General features: G+C 41.5%; 16 protein-coding genes. 15 read left to right on the forward strand and 1 reads right to left on the reverse strand.

Annotated features, from left to right (window positions below; translation table 11 throughout):
* Complete coding sequence (locus tag BF9343_RS05950) at positions 1–432, forward strand: Fur family transcriptional regulator (RefSeq protein ID WP_005786001.1); 432 nt, start codon at positions 1–3, stop codon at positions 430–432.
* Between the two features lie 59 nt (positions 433–491).
* On the opposite strand, the gene BF9343_RS05955 is transcribed toward BF9343_RS05950, so the two are convergent.
* Complete coding sequence (locus BF9343_RS05955; protein ID WP_008659068.1) at positions 492–1,628, reverse strand: OmpA family protein; 1,137 nt, start codon at positions 1,626–1,628, stop codon at positions 492–494.
* A gap of 513 nt (positions 1,629–2,141) precedes the next feature.
* On the opposite strand from BF9343_RS05955, the gene BF9343_RS05960 reads away from it, so the two are divergent.
* From BF9343_RS05960 to BF9343_RS06025, 14 genes are all read left to right on the forward strand, one after another.
* Positions 2,142–2,504, forward strand: a complete 363-nt coding sequence (locus BF9343_RS05960; protein ID WP_008768120.1) for a DUF488 domain-containing protein — start codon at positions 2,142–2,144, stop codon at positions 2,502–2,504.
* Positions 2,505–2,587: 83 nt separating this feature from the next.
* On the forward strand, positions 2,588–3,994 hold the full coding sequence (locus tag BF9343_RS05965; protein WP_005786004.1) for an amidophosphoribosyltransferase: 1,407 nt from the start codon (positions 2,588–2,590) through the stop codon (positions 3,992–3,994).
* 132 nt (positions 3,995–4,126) lie between these two features.
* Positions 4,127–5,350 carry a peptidase T gene (pepT, locus tag BF9343_RS05970; protein ID WP_005786005.1) on the forward strand — a complete coding sequence of 408 codons (1,224 nt, stop codon included), beginning with the start codon at positions 4,127–4,129 and terminating at the stop codon, positions 5,348–5,350.
* A 33-nt stretch (positions 5,351–5,383) separates the two neighbouring features.
* Positions 5,384–6,469: a glycine cleavage system aminomethyltransferase GcvT gene (gene gcvT / locus BF9343_RS05975; protein ID WP_005795559.1), complete on the forward strand. Its 1,086-nt coding sequence runs from the start codon at positions 5,384–5,386 to the stop codon at positions 6,467–6,469.
* A 1,006-nt stretch (positions 6,470–7,475) separates the two neighbouring features.
* Complete coding sequence (locus tag BF9343_RS05985) at positions 7,476–9,215, forward strand: hypothetical protein (protein WP_010992421.1); 1,740 nt, start codon at positions 7,476–7,478, stop codon at positions 9,213–9,215.
* Positions 9,197–9,940 (forward strand): hypothetical protein, encoded by a 744-nt coding sequence (locus BF9343_RS05990; protein WP_005786010.1) that lies wholly within the window; start codon positions 9,197–9,199, stop codon positions 9,938–9,940. The genes BF9343_RS05985 and BF9343_RS05990 overlap by 19 nt, the downstream gene beginning before the upstream one ends.
* A 75-nt stretch (positions 9,941–10,015) precedes the next feature.
* A complete protein-coding gene (locus tag BF9343_RS05995; protein ID WP_005786012.1) occupies positions 10,016–12,280 on the forward strand; it encodes a cation:proton antiporter domain-containing protein in 2,265 nt (754 codons plus the stop codon).
* A 41-nt stretch (positions 12,281–12,321) separates the two neighbouring features.
* Positions 12,322–12,975: a LysE family translocator gene (locus BF9343_RS06000; RefSeq protein ID WP_005786014.1), complete on the forward strand. Its 654-nt coding sequence runs from the start codon at positions 12,322–12,324 to the stop codon at positions 12,973–12,975.
* Between the two features lie 18 nt (positions 12,976–12,993).
* Positions 12,994–13,539: a DUF4924 family protein gene (locus BF9343_RS06005; protein ID WP_005786016.1), complete on the forward strand. Its 546-nt coding sequence runs from the start codon at positions 12,994–12,996 to the stop codon at positions 13,537–13,539.
* 135 nt (positions 13,540–13,674) lie between these two features.
* Positions 13,675–14,538, forward strand: coding sequence for a dTDP-4-dehydrorhamnose reductase (gene rfbD, locus BF9343_RS06010; RefSeq protein ID WP_005786018.1), 864 nt, complete (start codon positions 13,675–13,677; stop codon positions 14,536–14,538).
* Positions 14,539–14,562: 24 nt separating this feature from the next.
* A complete protein-coding gene (locus BF9343_RS06015) occupies positions 14,563–16,137 on the forward strand; it encodes a peptide chain release factor 3 (RefSeq protein ID WP_010992423.1) in 1,575 nt (524 codons plus the stop codon).
* A 295-nt stretch (positions 16,138–16,432) separates the two neighbouring features.
* Positions 16,433–16,576 (forward strand): hypothetical protein, encoded by a 144-nt coding sequence (locus BF9343_RS23600; RefSeq protein ID WP_164088338.1) that lies wholly within the window; start codon positions 16,433–16,435, stop codon positions 16,574–16,576.
* A gap of 127 nt (positions 16,577–16,703) precedes the next feature.
* The gene (locus BF9343_RS06020) at positions 16,704–17,936 is read left to right on the forward strand and encodes a Cof-type HAD-IIB family hydrolase (RefSeq protein ID WP_005786023.1); all 1,233 of its coding nucleotides are present in this window, start codon (positions 16,704–16,706) and stop codon (positions 17,934–17,936) included.
* Positions 17,933–19,039: an isochorismate synthase gene (locus tag BF9343_RS06025; RefSeq protein WP_005800924.1), complete on the forward strand. Its 1,107-nt coding sequence runs from the start codon at positions 17,933–17,935 to the stop codon at positions 19,037–19,039. Before BF9343_RS06020 ends, BF9343_RS06025 begins: the two co-directional genes overlap by 4 nt.
* The last annotated feature ends 9 nt before the right edge of the window (positions 19,040–19,048 follow it).

The raw sequence follows: 19,048 nt of genomic DNA on the forward strand, positions 1-19,048 counted from the left end.
ATGGAAGATTTGTGTTTGAAGATATTGGAGCAGAGAGGCATAAAACCTACAGCCATACGGATGTTGGTTTTAAAGGCCATGATGGAGACGGAGCAGGCTGTTTCACTTCTTGATTTGGAAAATAAGCTGGATACAGTTGATAAGTCGACCATATTTCGTACGATTACTTTGTTTGTCTCTCATCATTTGGCACATAGTGTAGATGATGGTACAGGGTCTTTGAAATATGCGGTTTGTGATAGTGAATGTACTTGTGCGGTAAAGGATCTACATACACATTTTTATTGTGAATATTGTCATAAGACTTTTTGCCTTGAGAATATCCACGTTCCTGTGGTCGATTTACCCGAGGGATTTGCTGTACGAAGTATAAATTATGTCTTGAAAGGCTGTTGTGCTGAATGTGCGGCAGAGCTGAAAAAAGATCATTAAAATAAAAGCGCATTGATATTCTCAATCAATGCGCTTTTTTGAAGGTAATATAATTGTTATTACTTGATCAGCTCTACCACTACTGCGCGGTTCCAGTCATCATTTTCAAACTTAGTGCTGGTACCTTTGAACTCTGTAGTGATACGGTCTTTTGCAATTCCGTATTTGTTGACAAACACTTCAGTTACTGCATTGGCACGTCTTTCAGAAACAATTCTGTTGGCTTGTTCTGAGCCACGTTTGTCAGCATAACCTGTCAGACGAACACGGATTTCTGGATTTGCTTTCAGGAATTCAGCAATATTGAAGATACTAACTTCCTGTGAAAGCTCGATTTTGCTGCTGTTGAATGGGAAAGTAATTGTACTCGGAAGAGCCTTGATTTCAGAATTGTCGATTATTGTTTCTTCTTTGACAATTTCCGGTTTACGTGCTTTCAGTTCTGCTATTTCAGCTTGTTGTGCAGCATTTTCTTTTTTCAAAGTTGCGTAGTTTGCTTCCAGATCAGAGTAGTTGCTCTTGATAGCGTTGTACTGACGTGAAGAGTAGCCTTTCTTGAAACCTGTTTTGCCGAAACGGAAAGTAACACCGGCTGTCAGACCGCTGATTCCATCATTCGGGAAACCACCGCGAACCACCATATCGTCATCCAAGATAGCTCCTTGGTATTCAACGTTAATATCGAAACGTTTTGAGATACGGTAACGTGCCTGGATACCTGCATTGATTGTAAACGACTGGTCGCCTTTACGAATAAATGCTCCACCAATACCTGCAAAAGGAACGATGTCAAAACGACGGTTTTCTTTATAAGGAGCAAAGAAGTTGATCAGTCCGAACATAAAGTCTGCGTGAACAGCACCATATTGATAGTGCAACATTGAGTTAGCGCCAGAAGTAAATCCGTGCAGTGAACCGCCTGTACCTTGTAAACGAACTCCCCAGTAAGGATTAAACCATTTACCTACAGAAAGTGTCGGCATGAAAGTGATTGTGTTTCTGAATTTAGCGTCTTTTGAATTTTCTGCGAACAGAGATTGTGCACCAAAGTTTGCTGACATGAACCAGTTGTTCCAAAATCCATTGCCTTCAAAGGTTGTTTTATATCCCGGAAGACGTTTTGCATCATTGTCTTGAGCAAATACACTTGCGCTCATCAATGTTGCCAATGCAAACATAAAAATACTTTTTTTCATTTCTCTAAATTTTAAATTGGTTTGGTTAAACATTAATTGTTATTATTCGCCAATAATTGTTTTTAATAATCCGGCGTTTGATACGCCTAATTCGCAAAACGGTCGCAAAAATATAAATAGTTTTTGTTGGTTGCAAATATTTCTTCATTTATTTTAAGATTGTCTGATTTTGTAAAGATGCAAAGCTTTGTGAAATAGAAGATTATATGCTTATGAATGAAATCCGGACAATTTGTCTGTGGAATCACTTTTCCATTTGTTTGTTTCTCAGTATATTGTCTTTATTAAATAGGTATTCATTATTATGATCTCTTTGTAGCACTAGTAAGGGGTATGTTAAACAGGAATGTTCTATATTTCATCTTTTGTAACTTCCGTTATGAGAAATAAAGGAGGTCGTTTAATCGATTATGTCTGTAACTTTCGTGAAAAGCCTTTTGTGCCCGTTTGAGGGTGTTTTTAAAATAAACCTTTTCGGCTTTTATGGGTTATTTTATTAAAATAGGATTAGGTATGACTAAAATAAAAATAAAACGTGTATATGAGGATCCTTCTGATACAGATGGGTATCGTGTTTTAGTAGATCGCCTTTGGCCGCGCGGAATGAAAAAAGAACATTTAAAGTATGACTATTGGGCAAAGGAACTGACTCCTTCATCTGATTTAAGAAAATGGTTTCATGACGATGTTCCGGGACACTGGAAAGAGTTTGCAGAGATGTATCGAAAAGAACTTGAAACTTCTGATAAAACGTCCGAGTTTTTATCCCGGATACGATCCTGTGAATCAGTGACTCTTTTGTATGCTTCGAAGGAGCCGGTTTATAATCATGCCCGTATTTTACAAGCTTTTCTGGAGGAACGTTTGAAAAAGTGATTTCTAGGAGAAACCTATGCCAACACGAATCTTTTTTGTACTTTTGCGCCATCTTTTTAAAAACAACATCAAAAAAGAATCATATGGGAGGTTTTTTCGGAACAGTCTCGAAAACGAGCTGTGTGACCGATTTATTCTACGGCACAGACTATAACTCACACCTGGGAACAAAACGGGGAGGACTTGCGACATATAGTGAAGAACAGGGATTTATCCGCTCGATTCATAACCTGCAGAGTTCATATTTCCGTACCAAATTTGAGGAAGAACTGGATAAATTTAAAGGAAATGCCGGTATCGGTATTATCAGTGATACAGACGCCCAACCTATTATTATTAACTCACATCTCGGTAGATTTGCCATTGTTACGGTTGCTAAGGTCACAAACCTTAAAGAACTCGAAGAGGAACTACTTTCACAAAACATGCATTTCGCCGAACTTAGTTCGGGTAGTACCAATCAAACGGAACTTATCGCTTTATTGATTATTCAGGGTAAAAATTTTGTAGAAGGAATAGAGAATGTATATAACCATATAAAAGGTTCGTGTTCTATGCTTCTGTTGACAGAAGATGGAGTGATTGCCGCACGAGATAAATGGGGACGTACTCCTATTGTTATCGGGAAAAAGGAGGGCGCTTATGCAGCCACGAGTGAATCTAACAGTTTTCCGAATCTTGATTTTGAAATAGAACGCTATTTAGGACCCGGTGAAATAGTCCGTATGCAGGCTGACCGTCTTGAACAACTTCGCAAGCCTGATGACAAAATGCAAATCTGTTCATTTTTGTGGGTGTATTACGGTTTTCCCAATTCATGTTATGAAGGCCGGAATGTAGAAGAGGTACGCTTTACGAGCGGGTTGAAAATGGGTGAACAAGATGACTGTGATGCTGATTGTGTTTGTGGAATTCCGGATTCGGGTATCGGGCAGGCATTGGGGTATGCAGAAGGGAAAGGCATTCCTTATCATCGTGCTATTACCAAGTATACTCCTACCTGGCCCCGTAGTTTTACTCCGAGCAAGCAGGAATTACGTTCTTTGGTGGCAAAGATGAAGTTGATCCCTAACCGTGCTATGCTTCAAGATAAGCGTATTATTTTTTGTGATGACTCCATTGTGCGTGGTACGCAGTTGCATGATAATGTGAAGATTCTTTTTGATTATGGTGCAAAAGAGGTACATATGCGTATCGGATGCCCACCGCTTATTTATGGCTGTCCGTTTATTGGTTTTACGGCTTCAAAGTCGGATATGGAACTTATCACCAGGCAGATAATAAAAGAACTGGAGGGAGATGAAAATAAGAATCTGGATAAATATGCTACTACAGGTTCGCCGGAATATGAGAAGATGGTAGGCATCATCGCCAAGCGTTTCGGACTTTCGTCTCTCAAATTCAACACGATTGAAACACTGATTGAAGCCATCGGATTGCCAAAGTGTAAAGTTTGTACCCATTGTTTTGACGGATCCAGTTGTTTCTAAGTGGCTATTAGTGACTGAATATAAGATTATGTATAAAAAAAGAGCCGTGAATTGCTTGGCAGTTCACGGCTCTTTTTTTACCTTTACAGGCGTGAAAAATAAGATTTTAGCAAATTATTAAATTTTAAAGATATGAATTTAGTAGAACGTTTTTTGAAGTACGTAAGCTTTGATACACAGTCGGATGAACTGACAAGACTTACCCCCAGCACTCCGGGCCAAATGGTATTTGCGGAATATCTAAAGTCTGAGTTGGAGTCGTTGGGGCTAGAAGATATAACATTGGACGAGAACGGTTATCTTTTTGCTACTTTACCTGCCAATACAGAGAAAGAATTGCCTGTCATCGGCTTTATAGCACATATGGATACGAGTCCCGATATGAGTGGAAAAAATGTCACTCCACGTATTGTAGAAAAATACGATGGTTCGGATATTGTGCTTTGTGCCGAAGAGAATATCGTACTTTCACCGAGTCAGTTTCCTGAGTTGCTCGATCATAAGGGTGAGGATCTGATTGTTACCAATGGTAAAACTCTGTTAGGGGCAGATGATAAGGCAGGTATTGCCGAAATAGTATCAGCTGTTGTCTATCTGCAGGAGCATCCTGAAATTAAGCATGGTAAAATTCGGATCGGTTTCAATCCGGATGAAGAAATAGGTGAGGGTGCTCATAAGTTTGATGTTCAGAAGTTCGGTTGTGAGTGGGCTTATACGATGGACGGAGGAGAAGTTGGAGAGTTGGAATTTGAAAATTTCAATGCTGCCGCTGCCAAGATCACTTTTAAAGGACGTAATGTGCATCCGGGATATGCTAAACATAAAATGATCAATTCGATCCGTATAGCCAATCAGTTTATTACTATGCTTCCCCGGCACGAGACTCCGGAACATACTTCCGGATATGAGGGTTTCTACCACTTAATCGGTATCCAAGGAGATGTGGAACAGAGCACTGTATCCTACATTATTCGTGACCATGACCGTAATAAATTTGAGGATCGTAAAAAAGAGATAGAACATTTGGTGAATAAGATCAATGCAGAGTTTGGTGAAGGCACTGCTACGCTCGAATTGCGTGACCAGTACTATAACATGCGTGAAAAGATAGAACCCGTAATGCATATTATCGACACTGCTTTTGCTGCAATGGAAGCCGTAGGGGTGAAACCGAATGTGAAACCTATTCGTGGAGGAACGGATGGCGCACAATTATCATTCAAGGGGTTACCTTGTCCCAACATCTTTGCCGGTGGCTTGAATTTTCACGGTCGCTATGAATTTGTTCCCATCCAGAATATGGAAAAGGCAATGAAGGTCATTGTGAAGATCGCTGAACTGGTAGCTTCGAAGTAATCATTATTTATATAATTCTTAAATTCTCATTTCATGAAAACCACTCCATTTACCGAGAAACATATTGCACTTGGTGCTAAGATGCACGAGTTTGCAGGATATAACATGCCTATTGAGTATTCGGGTATCATCGACGAACACCTTACAGTTTGTAACGGTGTCGGTGTTTTTGATGTGTCACACATGGGCGAATTTTGGGTGAAAGGTCCTCATGCGTTGGATTTTTTGCAGAAAGTGACTTCAAATAATGTGGCAGCTTTGGTGCCGGGTAAAATTCAATATACTTGTTTTCCAAATGAAGACGGGGGTATCGTTGATGACTTACTGGTCTATCAATATGAACCGGAAAAATATCTTTTGGTTGTTAATGCTTCGAATATAGAGAAGGACTGGAACTGGTGCATTTCTCACAATACGGAAGGTGCTGAGTTGGAAAACTCTTCAGATAATATGGCACAACTTGCTGTACAAGGTCCGAAAGCCATTCAAGCTCTGCAAAAATTGACGGATATTAATCTTGCCGATATTCCTTATTATACATTTAAAGTCGGTGAGTTTGCCGGTGAGAAGAATGTGATTATTTCCAATACGGGATATACCGGAGCAGGTGGATTTGAACTATATTTTTATCCGGATGCTGCCATGAAGATTTGGGATGCAGTTTTTGAAGCCGGAGCTGAGTTTGGCATAAAACCGATAGGGCTTGGTGCGCGTGATACTCTTCGTCTTGAAATGGGATTCTGTCTGTACGGTAATGACTTGGACGATACTACGTCTCCTATTGAAGCCGGACTGGGATGGATCACTAAATTTGTGGACGGCAAGAACTTTACAAATCGTTCGATGCTTGAAAAACAAAAAGCTGAAGGCACCGTTCGCAAATTAGTGGGCTTTGAAATGATTGACCGGGGGATTCCTCGTCATGGTTACGAGTTGACAACAGCGGAAGGTGATAAAATCGGGGTAGTAACATCAGGTACAATGTCTCCTATTCGTAAGATTGGTATTGGTATGGGATACGTGAAACCTGAATATAGTAAGATCGGTACAGAAATATGTATTGATATGCGTGGACGTAAGTTGAAAGCTGTAGTAGTAAAACCGCCTTTCCGTAAATAGAATATTGACGAATAAAGCGTTGAAATCCCTCTCTGTCTTTAAAGGCAGAGGGGGATTTTTGTTTAAATGGAAAGTTTACGTTCTTTCGGATATGTTTGGAATATTAGAGGTCTCATTTAATAGATATAAAAGTCTTCCTTAGTCAATTTGTCTCTATACTCAAACATATTATTTCCTTTCTAATATTATTCTTGGTTATGTCTATGAAATATTTTTATTTCAGAATAATCTCTATTTCTGCCTATATAGGCTATTATATTTGCATTATATTCTGATTTCTACTTTTTTTGATTTCTTGGAATTAATATTTATTTGTATTTTTGATCTATATATATAATGCAATAGAAAGAATAATTAGATCAATTAAATGATTGTATTTTGTTTCCTATGAACTGAATGTGTAATATAAAAGTGATAGGCGTATCACTGTTTTCAGTGACAAATGTGTATTAAATATCGTTGTATGATGGTAAATAGTGAGCCTTATAACATGAATTTAGTAAATATTGGAATAATTTTTTTCTTAATCATTGGAAATAATAAATCTAAGCACTATATTTGCTGTAACACTAAAAGATATTAAATAGAAAATTTAAGATATTGAAAGAATGTTAATCGATTGTTCAATGATTATCATTTCTTTCTTAGAAAAGATCTACTAAGTGAAAATTAGGATCTTTGATAATAAGATTTGATAGAGGTATTACACTTACATAACAAATATTTTATTGGTATTAGAAAATCGGATATTAGAAAATGGATTTTGTCGTTGCTTTCTTAATAAAGGTAGTGTAATTCTGGTGATAACGGAAACTACCGACAATGACGAATCTTATCGGTAACCGTAATGTTCTGTTTGCGGAGATGCGGAATATCAGAAGATTTTCATATTTTTCTTTTGTCAGAAGGTTTACTGAATTTGTATGTGTATTGAAGAACAGCTTTTGTTCTTTGAACTGCATACTAACTTACTATAATTTACATTGTTAATCTTACGGGCTTTTATATGAAAAAGACATCTTTGTTTTTGTCGTTTTTTATTGCTCTCTTTTTGTTTTCGGCTTGTACTGACGATACTGAGCAATGTTTATATTCCCCTAAAGTTTTTGATACGGGTGATCTATTGAGCAATAGAGTGAAAGAAGAATTTCTTAATTTTGATTATCCTGCCGGGATTGTTCCAATTCTTTTTGCCGTAGATAGTATCGAGCCCATCCAAATGGGGGCTTATGCTGATGAATGTTTTAATGATCTTGTAGATTCGATATCCGAGTCAAGAGATTTTAAGCATAGAGGGATGTTGGTGCTTGTTTCGAAAAATCCGAAACTCATTCAAATACGTTTGGGTAATCGATATCGGGTTTATTGCAATATGACAGGAGCAACTTCCGGACTGGATTATTTAGATTTGCAAAAGCAAATACAGGAGAGAGGTGTAGAAGAAACTCTTCCATTGTTTCTGCAAAACACTTCAGTTCGTATTCAGGAGTTGAATGAATTACCTTCATATAAAAAATATCGAATCAACTCTGCAATTTCAGTAATTTCTACTTGTTTGGAATACATAGGAACTCCTTCGGAGAACTTTTACGGAAAGTGTGTTTTAACCCCCATTTTAAAAATAACATCATTTGGGTATTATATTTTTAAATCATGGTTGTTGACCTTCATGTTTGTATGTCTGATAATGCTTTTATGCCGTTGGATGATGTTTCTGCTAGTGAAGCGTTTATTGGGAGAGAATGTTATAGCCCTTATGTGGACTCAAAAGATCATTAATTGGGGACTTGGTTTATTATTTTCAATTTCTGCAGCAGCTTCGGCTATTATTTTGTCCAGTGGACGAATGGAAGATGCGATAGCGTTGCAGGCTATTGGAATTCCTTTTATGGAGAATTTTCAGATTGCCGCTACAGATTATGTTTTGAAAACATCGTTTGTTGCCGCTTTCTTTTTTGTTTTAATGTATGCATTGAAACGAAATATTGTATCAGATATCTTTTTAATGAGTCTTTTGGAACCAGCCAAGCAGCAGGAAGTTTATCGTAGTTTGAGCGATGCTCAAAAGACTGCTTTGGTTATAGGACACGAAGCGGATCTCAATGAAGTTGAAACAAGTTCCGAACCATATTCCGAATTGTTCACTTCGCGTGTATCTAAACAGGAAACCGTGACTATTGTTTCATTGGCAATAGCGGCTTTATTTTTGATTCCGCGGCCTTTGATTATAATGGGTATTGCTTTAACCATTTACCCGCTGGTCGGGCAATGTGTGAAGATTTATCATGTGGTGAGTAATCATACGCTTCCGGCACAAATAAAGGGAGATAGAAGAAGGGCATTAATAACCAATTTACTTATCATTTTTGCAATAGCTTTTATAACTGTTCTGATAGGACTGTTTTTTAATCCCATGCCGGATAAAAAAGAAATTGATCGGAATGAAATAAAGATGGAATTGATTGCTCCGGATAGACTGGAAGGAAATTATACTGTTAGTAAATCTATTGTGGGGCAGATCCAAGTATCCAGTGGTATTATAAAAAAGGTGAAAGATGGAACGTTTCAACTTTTGATAACCGGTAAATCTTCTCCTAAAGTGTATAAGTTGGATTTTAATTCTGATAAAATGATATTTGTTTCAGGAGAACTGGGTAATGGAGCAATCCACTATGATAAAGATTTGGATAAAATTAAAATAGTATTTAATATAAATGAACAAACGACATGGACAATTTCAAAGTGATTTATTCGATTCCATTTTTGTTTTTTATTATCGTGTCCTGCAGCAACTCATCAACTGAGATGGTTGCTAAAAGTAAGTATGATGCTAAGATTGCCGAGTATAAGGAGTTGAACGAACAGCAAGCGGCTGTTATTGAAGATAATTTAGAGAAAAGTAAAATTATTAATAATGTGGTGACGGAATTAAATCAGATAGCCGGCAATACACATTCTTTGCGTGTGAATGTAGAGCATGGAGTGGGGGAATTGAGTCAAGCAGAAGAGATCAATCAGAAACTTCAGACTCTGAAAAAGCGCTTAAGTGCAGTTGAAGGTAAGCGTAGTGACGGCAGTAAGAACCTGTTGGCAACGATGGATAAATTGAAAAGTATTATTGAGCAAAAAGAGATTGAAATCAACAATCTCAAACAGGAGATTGCGAACCAACAACAAACAATAGCTAATCAGAAAAATACAATTGCGAGCCAACAGGTGACGATCGATGCTCAGAGCCAGGAGTTAATGAATAAACAACAGGAAATGTGGTATAAATTAGGTACTGAGCTACACTCTGTCGTAGAAGAATTACCAAAAGTAAAAGGAAGAAAAGATAAGCGGAATATTAAAAATACCAGATACTATATTCTGAACAAAGCAAAAGAATGTTTTGAACATGCTGCACAACTGGGACATTCACTTGCCGGTTCGAAAGCCCGACAGGTGGAAGGGGAGATGAGTAGATTATAAAGTGTGATTTTATAGTTTTTCTGTTGTTAGTTAACAGAAAACACTAATTTTGCATTCGATTTAAATTCTATTCGAATGTCACAACTTCCAACATTAATAGCCGACCTCGCCCTGATTCTGATTTGTGCCGGTATAATGACTCTGTTATTCAAGAAGTTGAAGCAACCGCTTGTGCTGGGCTATGTGGTTGCCGGATTTCTTGCCAGTCCACATATGCCCTATACACCTTCGGTGATGGATGTAGCCAATATTAAAACCTGGGCTGATATTGGAGTCATCTTTTTGCTTTTTGCTCTTGGATTGGAATTTAGTTTTAAGAAGATAGTCAAGGTGGGAGGTACGGCTGTTATTGCCGCCTGTACCATTATCTTCTGTATGATTCTTCTTGGCATTGCCGTCGGGATGGGGTTCGGCTGGCAACGTATGGATAGCCTGTTCTTGGGAGGTATGATCGCCATGTCTTCTACTACAATTATTTATAAGGCATTTGATGACTTAGGATTGCGGAAGAAACAGTTTACCGGTTTAGTACTCAGTATTCTTATTCTTGAAGATATACTTGCCATTGTTTTAATGGTCATGCTTTCGACGATGGCAGTCAGCAATAACTTTGAAGGGACAGAAATGCTGGGCAGTATCGGTAAGTTACTTTTTTTCCTTATTCTTTGGTTTGTCGTTGGCATTTATGCCATACCCGAGTTCCTGAAGCGCTGTCGGAAACTGATGAGTGAAGAAACGCTGTTAATCGTATCTTTGGCTCTTTGTTTCGGTATGGTGGCTATTGCTGCCAATACCGGTTTCTCGGCTGCTTTTGGTGCTTTCATTATGGGGTCTATCCTGGCCGAGACAATTGAGGCGGAATCTATCGATCGATTGGTAAAGCCTGTGAAAGACTTATTTGGTGCTATCTTTTTTGTATCGGTCGGGATGATGGTAGATCCTGCGATGATTATTGAATATGCGGTTCCTATCATAGTCATTACGTTGGCAGTGATTCTGGGACAGGCCTTTTTCGGAACAATGGGGGTTATGTTGGCAGGACAGCCTTTAAAGACTGCCATGCAGTGTGGCTTTAGCCTGACGCAGATAGGGGAGTTTGCTTTTATTATTGCTTCTCTGGGCTTATCATTACATGTGACAAGTGATTTCCTATATCCGATTGTAGTAGCTGTTTCCGTGATCACGACATTTCTGACCCCTTATATGATTCGTGTTGCCGAGCCTGCCTCAAACTTCGTCGATCGTAAGTTACCCGAATCCTGGAGACGTTTCCTGATGCGATATACTACCGGTACGCGGACTGTCAATCACGAAAGTTTGTGGCGGAAGCTATTGTTTGCCTTAGCACGTATTCTGGTGGTGTATTCCATTGTCAGTATTTCGGTAATTACCCTTTCGTTCCGTTTTGTAGTACCTTTGCTACGCGAACATTTGCCGGGTATCTGGGGCCCATTGGCAGGAGCTGTTTTTACTATCTTGTGCATATCCCCTTTTTTGCGGGCCATTATGGTGAAGAAGAATCACTCGGTCGAATTTATAACTTTGTGGAATGATAATCGTGTCAATCGCGGACCGCTGGTTTCCACGGTTGTATTTCGTGTCGCAGTGTCAGTTCTGTTTGTTATGTTTGTCATTACCCGTTTGTTTAAAGCTTCGGTAGGACTGATGTTCGGAGTGGCTTTGTTACTGGTGATTCTGATGATACTTTCGAGGCAGTTAAAAAAACAATCCATTTTGATAGAACGTAAATTTTTTCAGAATCTTCGTTCACGTGATATGCGCGCTGAGTATTTGGGAGAGAAAAAACCGGCTTATGCCGGACGTTTGCTTTCAAGAGATCTGCATCTGACTGATTTTGAAATACCGGGAGAGTCGGCTTGGGCCGGAAAAACCTTGCTTGAACTGAATCTGGGTAAGAAGTATGGAGTGCATGTAGTCTCCATTCTTCGGGGAAAACGTAGGATTAACATTCCGGGTGGTTCTATCCGTCTGTTTCCGATGGACAAAATACAAGTGATCGGTACTGATGACCAGCTGAATACCTTCGCAGAAGAGATGTCACATGTTGCTGTGATCGATTCGGGAGTGTTTGAAAAGAGTGAAATGACTTTGAAGCAATTGTTGATCGATACAGACTCTGCTTTTCTGGGCAAAACGCTGCGTGAATCGGGCATTCGTGATAAATACCATTGCCTGATTGCCGGCGTGGAGCGGGGAGGAGAAGCTTTGATGACGCCTGACGTGAATGTTCCTTTTGAAGAAGGAGATGTAGTGTGGGTGGTAGGTGAGAATGAAGATGTGTACCGGTTAATAGGACAAAATTGTGATAGAAAACGTTAACAAGATACTGGCATATCATAAAAAAATGCGATATTTGCGGAATGATTCAGATAGAGACTATACTTGATATACTGGTTAAAGGATTCGTTATCGGCATTGTGGTTTCTGCGCCGCTGGGGCCTGTAGGTGTCCTTTGTATTCAGCGTACTTTGAACAAAGGGCGTTGGTATGGATTTGTCACCGGACTGGGGGCTTCGTTGAGTGATATTGCTTATGCTCTTTTGACGGGATATGGCATGAGCTTCGTTTTCGATTATATCAATAAAAATATTTTTTATCTGCAACTCCTCGGAAGTATCATGCTATTGGCTTTTGGTATTTATACATTCCGCAGCAATCCTGTGCAATCCATTCGGCCTGTATCGGCCAATAAAGGTTCTTATTTCCACAACTTCATTACCGCCTTTGCAGTTACACTTTCCAATCCGCTTATTATTTTTCTTTTTATCGGTCTGTTTGCCCGTTTTGCTTTTGTACAACCCGGAGTATTGGTCTTTGAAGAGATTACGGGCTATCTGGCCATTGCCCTCGGAGCGCTGGCGTGGTGGTTTGGAATAACTTTCTTTGTTAATAAAGTGCGGACGCGATTCAATTTGCGGGGTATCTGGATTTTGAACCGGGTGATTGGCAGTATCGTGATGGCAGTATCCGTGTTCGGACTCATATTCACTTTGCTGGGAGAATCTATTTATTGATAGGAGAAAAGACAGAAGATGAAAATAGCGCAACAACTCAAGGAGAAGAACATTGCCGAATACCTTATTTATATGTGGCAGATAGAGGATTTGATCCGTGCCAATGATTGTGATGTCGACCGGATTGAGGAGAATATCGTTTCCCGTTATCAAGTGAGCGATGAAGAGCGTCGTGAACTGACAGAATGGTATGCCAATCTGGCTTCGATGATGCGGGAAGAGGGAGTTCGTGAGAAAGGACATCTCCAGATTAACCGGAACGTAATCATTAACCTGACCGAATTGCACGCTGCCCTGTTGGCATCACCTAAATTTCCTTTCTATAGTTCGGCTTATTTCAAAGCATTACCCTTTATTGTAGAATTACGAAATAAAAACGGTCAGAAGGAAGAACCGGAGCTGGAAACCTGTTTCGAAGCTTTGTATGGCATGATGCTGTTGCGCTTGCAAAAGAAGCCGGTCAGTCCGGAGACTACGAAGGCAATGGAAGCTATCAGTAGCTTTTTGTCTATGTTGGCCAACTATTATGATAAGGATAGAAAAGGAGAGTTAAAACTGGAATAAAACGAATCAGACTCACCATAGAGTAGTACAGGGCTCCATAGAGATGGTTTTCTCTTAATATCCTATAAACAAGAGATTAAAACTCTGTGAGACTCCGTGTTACTCTGTGGTGAATCCAACTAAAAAAATACCGAAATGAATATATTGGTCACCGGAGCCAACGGGCAACTTGGCAATGAAATGCAGGTACTTGCCAGAGAAAACCTGCAGCATACGTATTTTTTTACGGATGTACAGGAGTTGGACATTTGTGATGAACAGGCTGTTTATGCCTATGTGAGTGAACATAAGATTGACATCATCGTGAACTGCGCTGCTTATACAGCGGTAGACAAGGCTGAGGATAATGTCGAACTTTGCGACAAACTGAATAATATAGCACCGGGATATCTGGCACGGGCGGCTCAGGCTAATGGCGCTGCAATGATTCAAGTTTCTACCGATTATGTGTTTGACGGTACAGCGCATATTCCTTATACGGAAGAGGAACCTACTTGTCCGGCTTCGGTTTATGGCTCTACCAAGCTGGCGGGCGAACAGAACGTGATGGATCATTGCGAGAAAGCTATGGTAATTCGTACGGCATGGTTGTACTCCATCTATGGCAATAATTTTGTAAAGACAATGATTCGTCTCGGGCAGGAGCGTGATTCTTTGGGAGTCATTTTCGATCAGATCGGTACACCGACTTATGCTAATGATTTGGCCCAGGCTATTTTTGCAGCGATCAATAAAGGCGTTGTCCGCGGCATTTACCATTTCAGTGACGAAGGAGTTTGTTCCTGGTATGACTTTACCATAGCCATCCATCGCCTGGCGGGCATTGCTTCGTGTAAGGTAAAACCGTTGCATACCGCCGATTATCCGGCAAAGGCACCCCGTCCACACTATTCCGTACTCGATAAAACAAAGATAAAAGATACATTTGGCATTGAGATCCCGCATTGGGAGGAGAGCCTGAAGCGTTGCATTAATCAATTAAGAATGGAGACACTTTGATTCTTCATCCTCAATTCTCGAAATATGGCAGATAATACAGAAATACTAAGACGGCGCACTTTCGCCATTATTGCACACCCGGATGCCGGTAAAACTTCGTTGACTGAGAAGTTACTGTTGTTCGGCGGACAGATTCAGGTGGCAGGAGCAGTAAAAAGTAACAAGATCAAAAAGACGGCAACTTCCGACTGGATGGAGATCGAGAAACAACGTGGTATCTCGGTGACAACTTCGGTGATGGAGTTTGACTATCGGGACTATAAGATTAATATTCTGGATACTCCGGGGCACCAGGACTTTGCCGAAGATACCTATCGTACCTTGACGGCGGTAGACAGTGTCATCATCGTGGTAGATGGAGCGAAGGGTGTGGAAACCCAGACCCGCAAGCTAATGGAAGTCTGCCGGATGCGGAATACGCCGGTAATCATCTTTGTGAACAAAATGGACCGTGAAGGTAAAGATCCGTTTGACTTGCTGGATGAATTGGAAGAAGAACTGATGATTCAGGTACGTCCTCTGTCTTGGCCTATCGAACAAGGCCCCCGTTTCAAGGGAGTTTATAATATCTACGAACAGAAACTGGACCTATATCAACCTTCCAAACAAGTGGTGACGGAGAAAGTGGAAATAGATATTCATTCTGACGAGTTGGATCGGCAGATCGGCGATACGCTGGCAGATAAGTTACGCGGTGATTTGGAATTGATAGAAGGTGTATATCCCGAATTTGATGTAGAAACATATCTGCAGGGAGAGTGTGCACCAGTCTTTTTCGGTTCGGCTTTAAATAATTTTGGTGTGCAGGAACTGCTCAACTGTTTTGTTGAGATTGCCCCCGCCCCCCGTCCCGTACATGCAGAAGAACGTGAGGTGATCCCCGAGGAGCCTAAATTTACCGGTTTTATTTTCAAGATTACGGCTAACATCGACCCCAATCACCGTTCGTGCGTAGCCTTCTGCAAAATCTGTTCAGGTAAGTTTGTACGAAACGCCCCTTATCTGCATGTACGTCATGGTAAGACTGTGCGTTTCTCCTCACCCACCCAGTTTATGGCACAACGTAAGACGACTATTGACGAGGCTTGGGCCGGAGATATTATCGGTTTGCCGGATAACGGAACATTTAAGATTGGCGATACGCTTACCGAAGGAGAACAACTTCATTTCCGTGGTTTGCCGAGCTTCTCACCGGAGATGTTCAAGTACATAGAGAATGCCGATCCGATGAAGCAGAAACAGCTTGCCAAGGGCATCGACCAGTTGATGGACGAAGGTGTGGCCCAGTTGTTTGTCAATCAGTTCAACGGTCGCAAGATTATCGGTACGGTAGGTCAGTTGCAGTTTGAGGTTATTCAATATCGTTTGCTGAACGAATACAATGCTTCTTGCCGTTGGGAGCCGTTGAGTTTGTACAAAGCATGCTGGATTGAAAGCGATGACCTGGAAGAGTTGGAAGCATTCAAGAAACGTAAATATCAGTATATGGCCAAGGATCGTGAAGGACGCGATGTTTTCCTGGCCGATTCGAACTATGTGCTTCAGATGGCACAGATGGATTTCAAAAATATCCGGTTCCACTTTACAAGCGAATTCTGATTCGCTTCATAAAAAAGACCGGATCAAGACGGTGGACGAGTTGCAGTGCAGTGCTATTTGTCCACCGTTTGTCGTATATGGCATTGGGTCGGCGAGCTTTCCCCCGATACATTCCACCCTAACCCTTTTATCCTTTAAACCAACGTTGTCCGACACCCCCATGTCGGGCATGCTGACACCCCCATGTCGGATGTGTCGACACCCCCATGTCGGATATCCTTTCTTTAAGGCTTAGTTCCGGTTGGTAGGTAAGAGAGGGCATCGACCTTTCTGTCCATACAAAAACACCTTCTTAATGAAAATTTCGGCTTGGCAGTCGTTGCGAGAGGCTGGATGTACTGACCGGACTTTTATCCTTAAGAGTAACAGTCCGGTACGTTTGTTTACAGACCTGAAGCGTGGTGCTTTCATTCTGTCCGGTTATCGGGTGAAACGATGATTCCCGCATCTTCTGTGAGTCCGGACGCAGGTTTCTTTCTGTACCTTATGGTATAATTTTCCCTAAAGAAACAGGGATGTTGCCTTAAATATTTTACCTTTGTAATCTAAACAAAAAACTCGAGGTCATGAAGTATAAACTGTTAGTCCTTGATGTAGACGGGACATTGCTCAATGATGAGAAGGAGATTACTCCTCGTACCCTTGCCACTTTGTTAAAAGTACAGCAGATGGGAGTACATATTGTTTTGGCCTCCGGTCGGCCCACTTATGGGATTTTGCCTTTGGCAAAGAAACTGGAGCTGGGTAACTATGGCGGATACATCCTGTCCTATAACGGCGCACAGGTCATTAATGCCAAAAATGGGGAAGTATTGCTCGAACGGCGTATTAACCCCGAAATGTTGCCTTATCTGGAGAAGAAAGCCCGTAAGAACGGATTTGCAATCTTTACTTACACCGAAGACCGAATGATTGCTGATCAGGCAGATAATGAACACATTCTTCAGGAAGCATTCCTCAATCGGATGGAGTTGATTGAAGAACCCGAATTTTCGGTTGCCGTTGATTTTGCTCCTTCCAAATGTATGTTGGTCAGTGATGACGAAGAGGCGCTTATCGGATTGGAAGAACATTGGAAAAAACGTTTGAACGGAGCGCTCGATGTATTCCGGTCGGAACCCTATTTCCTGGAAGTCCTGCCATGTGGCATTGACAAATCAACTTCGTTGGGAGCCTTGCTTTCCCATTTGGATATCACTCCGGAAGAAATCATTGTTATCGGTGATGGCGTTTGCGATGTTTCCATGATCCAGTTTGCCGGATTGGGTATCGCCATGGGCAATGCTCAGGATTCGGTAAAGGTATGTGCCGATGTGGTGACGGCTTCGAATGAAGAAGACGGAGTTGCTCTTGCCGTAGAAAAAGCGATTCTTTCTGAGATTCGTCCGGCAGAGATTCCTCTCGACCAATTGAACGAGCGTGCACGTCATGCCTTAATGGGAAATCTGGGCATTCAATATACCTATGCTTCCGAAGACCGGGTAGAGGCTACTATGCCGGTAGACGAGCGGACCCGTCAGCCTTTCGGCATTCTGCACGGAGGTGCCACGTTGGCACTGGCCGAGACTGTTGCCGGACTGGGTTCGATGATTCTCTGCCAGCCCGACGAGATTGTGGTTGGTATGCAGGTCAGCGGTAACCACATGTCATCTGCCCACGAGGGAGATACCGTACGTGCCGTCGGTACCATTATCCACAAAGGACGTTCATCACATGTCTGGAATGTAGACGTATTTACGTCGACGGACAAGTTGGTGTCTTCCATACGGGTAGTGAATAGTATATTAAAGAAGAGATGACGTTAGAAGAAACAAATAATTGTGAGATTATAGATGAATTGATCCGTCAGGGAAGGAGCTTCGCAATGTATCGTAATCCGGGCGAAGAGGAACCTCACTTTCTGATGCAGACTTGCGGAGAAGTACACCTTATCCGGAAAATGGAAGATTTGAATGGTCGGACAGGCTTTGTCATCGCCCCTTTCCGGGTCACTCCGCAATGTCCTATCATATTGATCCGGCCGGATTGTCATGAGATTCCTTCCTGCGCCGGAAACTTGCATACCCCTGCACAGGGGGACGATGCGGCATCGTACGGGCAACAGCTCCGAAGCGACCGGTCACTCGGAGCGAAGAAAGCCTATGAGGCTTGTTTCGATGTCTTTATCAGGGCTTTGAGGGAACGTACTTTTGATAAGTTGGTACTATCCCGCAGAATGACGGTGAGGAGAGAGCCGGGATTCTCTCCCGCAGCGGCTTTCTACCGGGCTTGCAGGCGTTACATCTATTCGTATGTCTATCTTTGCTATACTCCGCAAACCGGGGTGTGGATGGGCAGTACTCCGGAAATCATTTTATCGGGTGAGAAAGGAGAATGGAATACGGTAGCGTTGGCAGGAACCCAGTCTTTACAGAATGGTGAGCTTCCGCAACAATGGGATGAAAAGAACCGGGAGGAGCAGGAGTATGTGGCGGCATATATTCGTAAACAACTCCGCTCGTTGGGGATTTCTCCGACAGAGAAAGGACCTTATCCGGCTTTTGCCGGGGCATTGTCTCACCTGAAAACGGATTTCCACTTCTCGCTGAACGACAGTCAGAGGTTGGGAGATTTATTGAAGCTGTTGCATCCCACTCCCGCCGTATGCGGATTGCCAAAAGAAGAAGCTTACCGGTTTATCCTTGACAATGAAGGCTATGACCGCAGCTATTATTCCGGATTTATAGGCTGGTTGAGGCCGGAAGGGAGAACGGACCTGTATGTCAACTTACGCTGTATGAATGTGAAAGAAGATTCGTTGACATTGTATGCTGGAGGCGGCCTGCTGGCCTCTTCCGAGTTGGATGATGAGTTTCAGGAGACGGAAAAGAAGATGCAGACCATGCAGAACTTGAACTCCTAAATAAAATAA

Source organism: Bacteroides fragilis NCTC 9343, assembly GCF_000025985.1.
GTDB lineage: Bacteria > Bacteroidota > Bacteroidia > Bacteroidales > Bacteroidaceae > Bacteroides > Bacteroides fragilis.

Excerpts from the sequence above, each read along its gene's own strand:
- BF9343_RS06005 (WP_005786016.1), top strand. The coding sequence starts at position 12,994 with ATGAAAATAGCGCAACAACTCAAGGAGAAGAACATTGCCGAATACCTT.
- BF9343_RS06015 (WP_010992423.1), top strand. The coding sequence starts at position 14,563 with ATGGCAGATAATACAGAAATACTAAGACGGCGCACTTTCGCCATTATT.
- BF9343_RS05955 (WP_008659068.1), bottom strand. The coding sequence starts at position 1,628 with ATGAAAAAAAGTATTTTTATGTTTGCATTGGCAACATTGATGAGCGCA.
- gcvT (WP_005795559.1), top strand. The coding sequence starts at position 5,384 with ATGAAAACCACTCCATTTACCGAGAAACATATTGCACTTGGTGCTAAG.
- BF9343_RS05990 (WP_005786010.1), top strand. The coding sequence starts at position 9,197 with ATGGACAATTTCAAAGTGATTTATTCGATTCCATTTTTGTTTTTTATT.
- BF9343_RS05950 (WP_005786001.1), top strand. The coding sequence starts at position 1 with ATGGAAGATTTGTGTTTGAAGATATTGGAGCAGAGAGGCATAAAACCT.
- BF9343_RS05965 (WP_005786004.1), top strand. The coding sequence starts at position 2,588 with ATGGGAGGTTTTTTCGGAACAGTCTCGAAAACGAGCTGTGTGACCGAT.
- BF9343_RS06020 (WP_005786023.1), top strand. The coding sequence starts at position 16,704 with ATGAAGTATAAACTGTTAGTCCTTGATGTAGACGGGACATTGCTCAAT.
- BF9343_RS05960 (WP_008768120.1), top strand. The coding sequence starts at position 2,142 with ATGACTAAAATAAAAATAAAACGTGTATATGAGGATCCTTCTGATACA.
- BF9343_RS06000 (WP_005786014.1), top strand. The coding sequence starts at position 12,322 with ATGATTCAGATAGAGACTATACTTGATATACTGGTTAAAGGATTCGTT.
- BF9343_RS06025 (WP_005800924.1), top strand. The coding sequence starts at position 17,933 with ATGACGTTAGAAGAAACAAATAATTGTGAGATTATAGATGAATTGATC.
- rfbD (WP_005786018.1), top strand. The coding sequence starts at position 13,675 with ATGAATATATTGGTCACCGGAGCCAACGGGCAACTTGGCAATGAAATG.
- BF9343_RS05985 (WP_010992421.1), top strand. The coding sequence starts at position 7,476 with ATGAAAAAGACATCTTTGTTTTTGTCGTTTTTTATTGCTCTCTTTTTG.
- pepT (WP_005786005.1), top strand. The coding sequence starts at position 4,127 with ATGAATTTAGTAGAACGTTTTTTGAAGTACGTAAGCTTTGATACACAG.
- BF9343_RS23600 (WP_164088338.1), top strand. The coding sequence starts at position 16,433 with ATGAAAATTTCGGCTTGGCAGTCGTTGCGAGAGGCTGGATGTACTGAC.
- BF9343_RS05995 (WP_005786012.1), top strand. The coding sequence starts at position 10,016 with ATGTCACAACTTCCAACATTAATAGCCGACCTCGCCCTGATTCTGATT.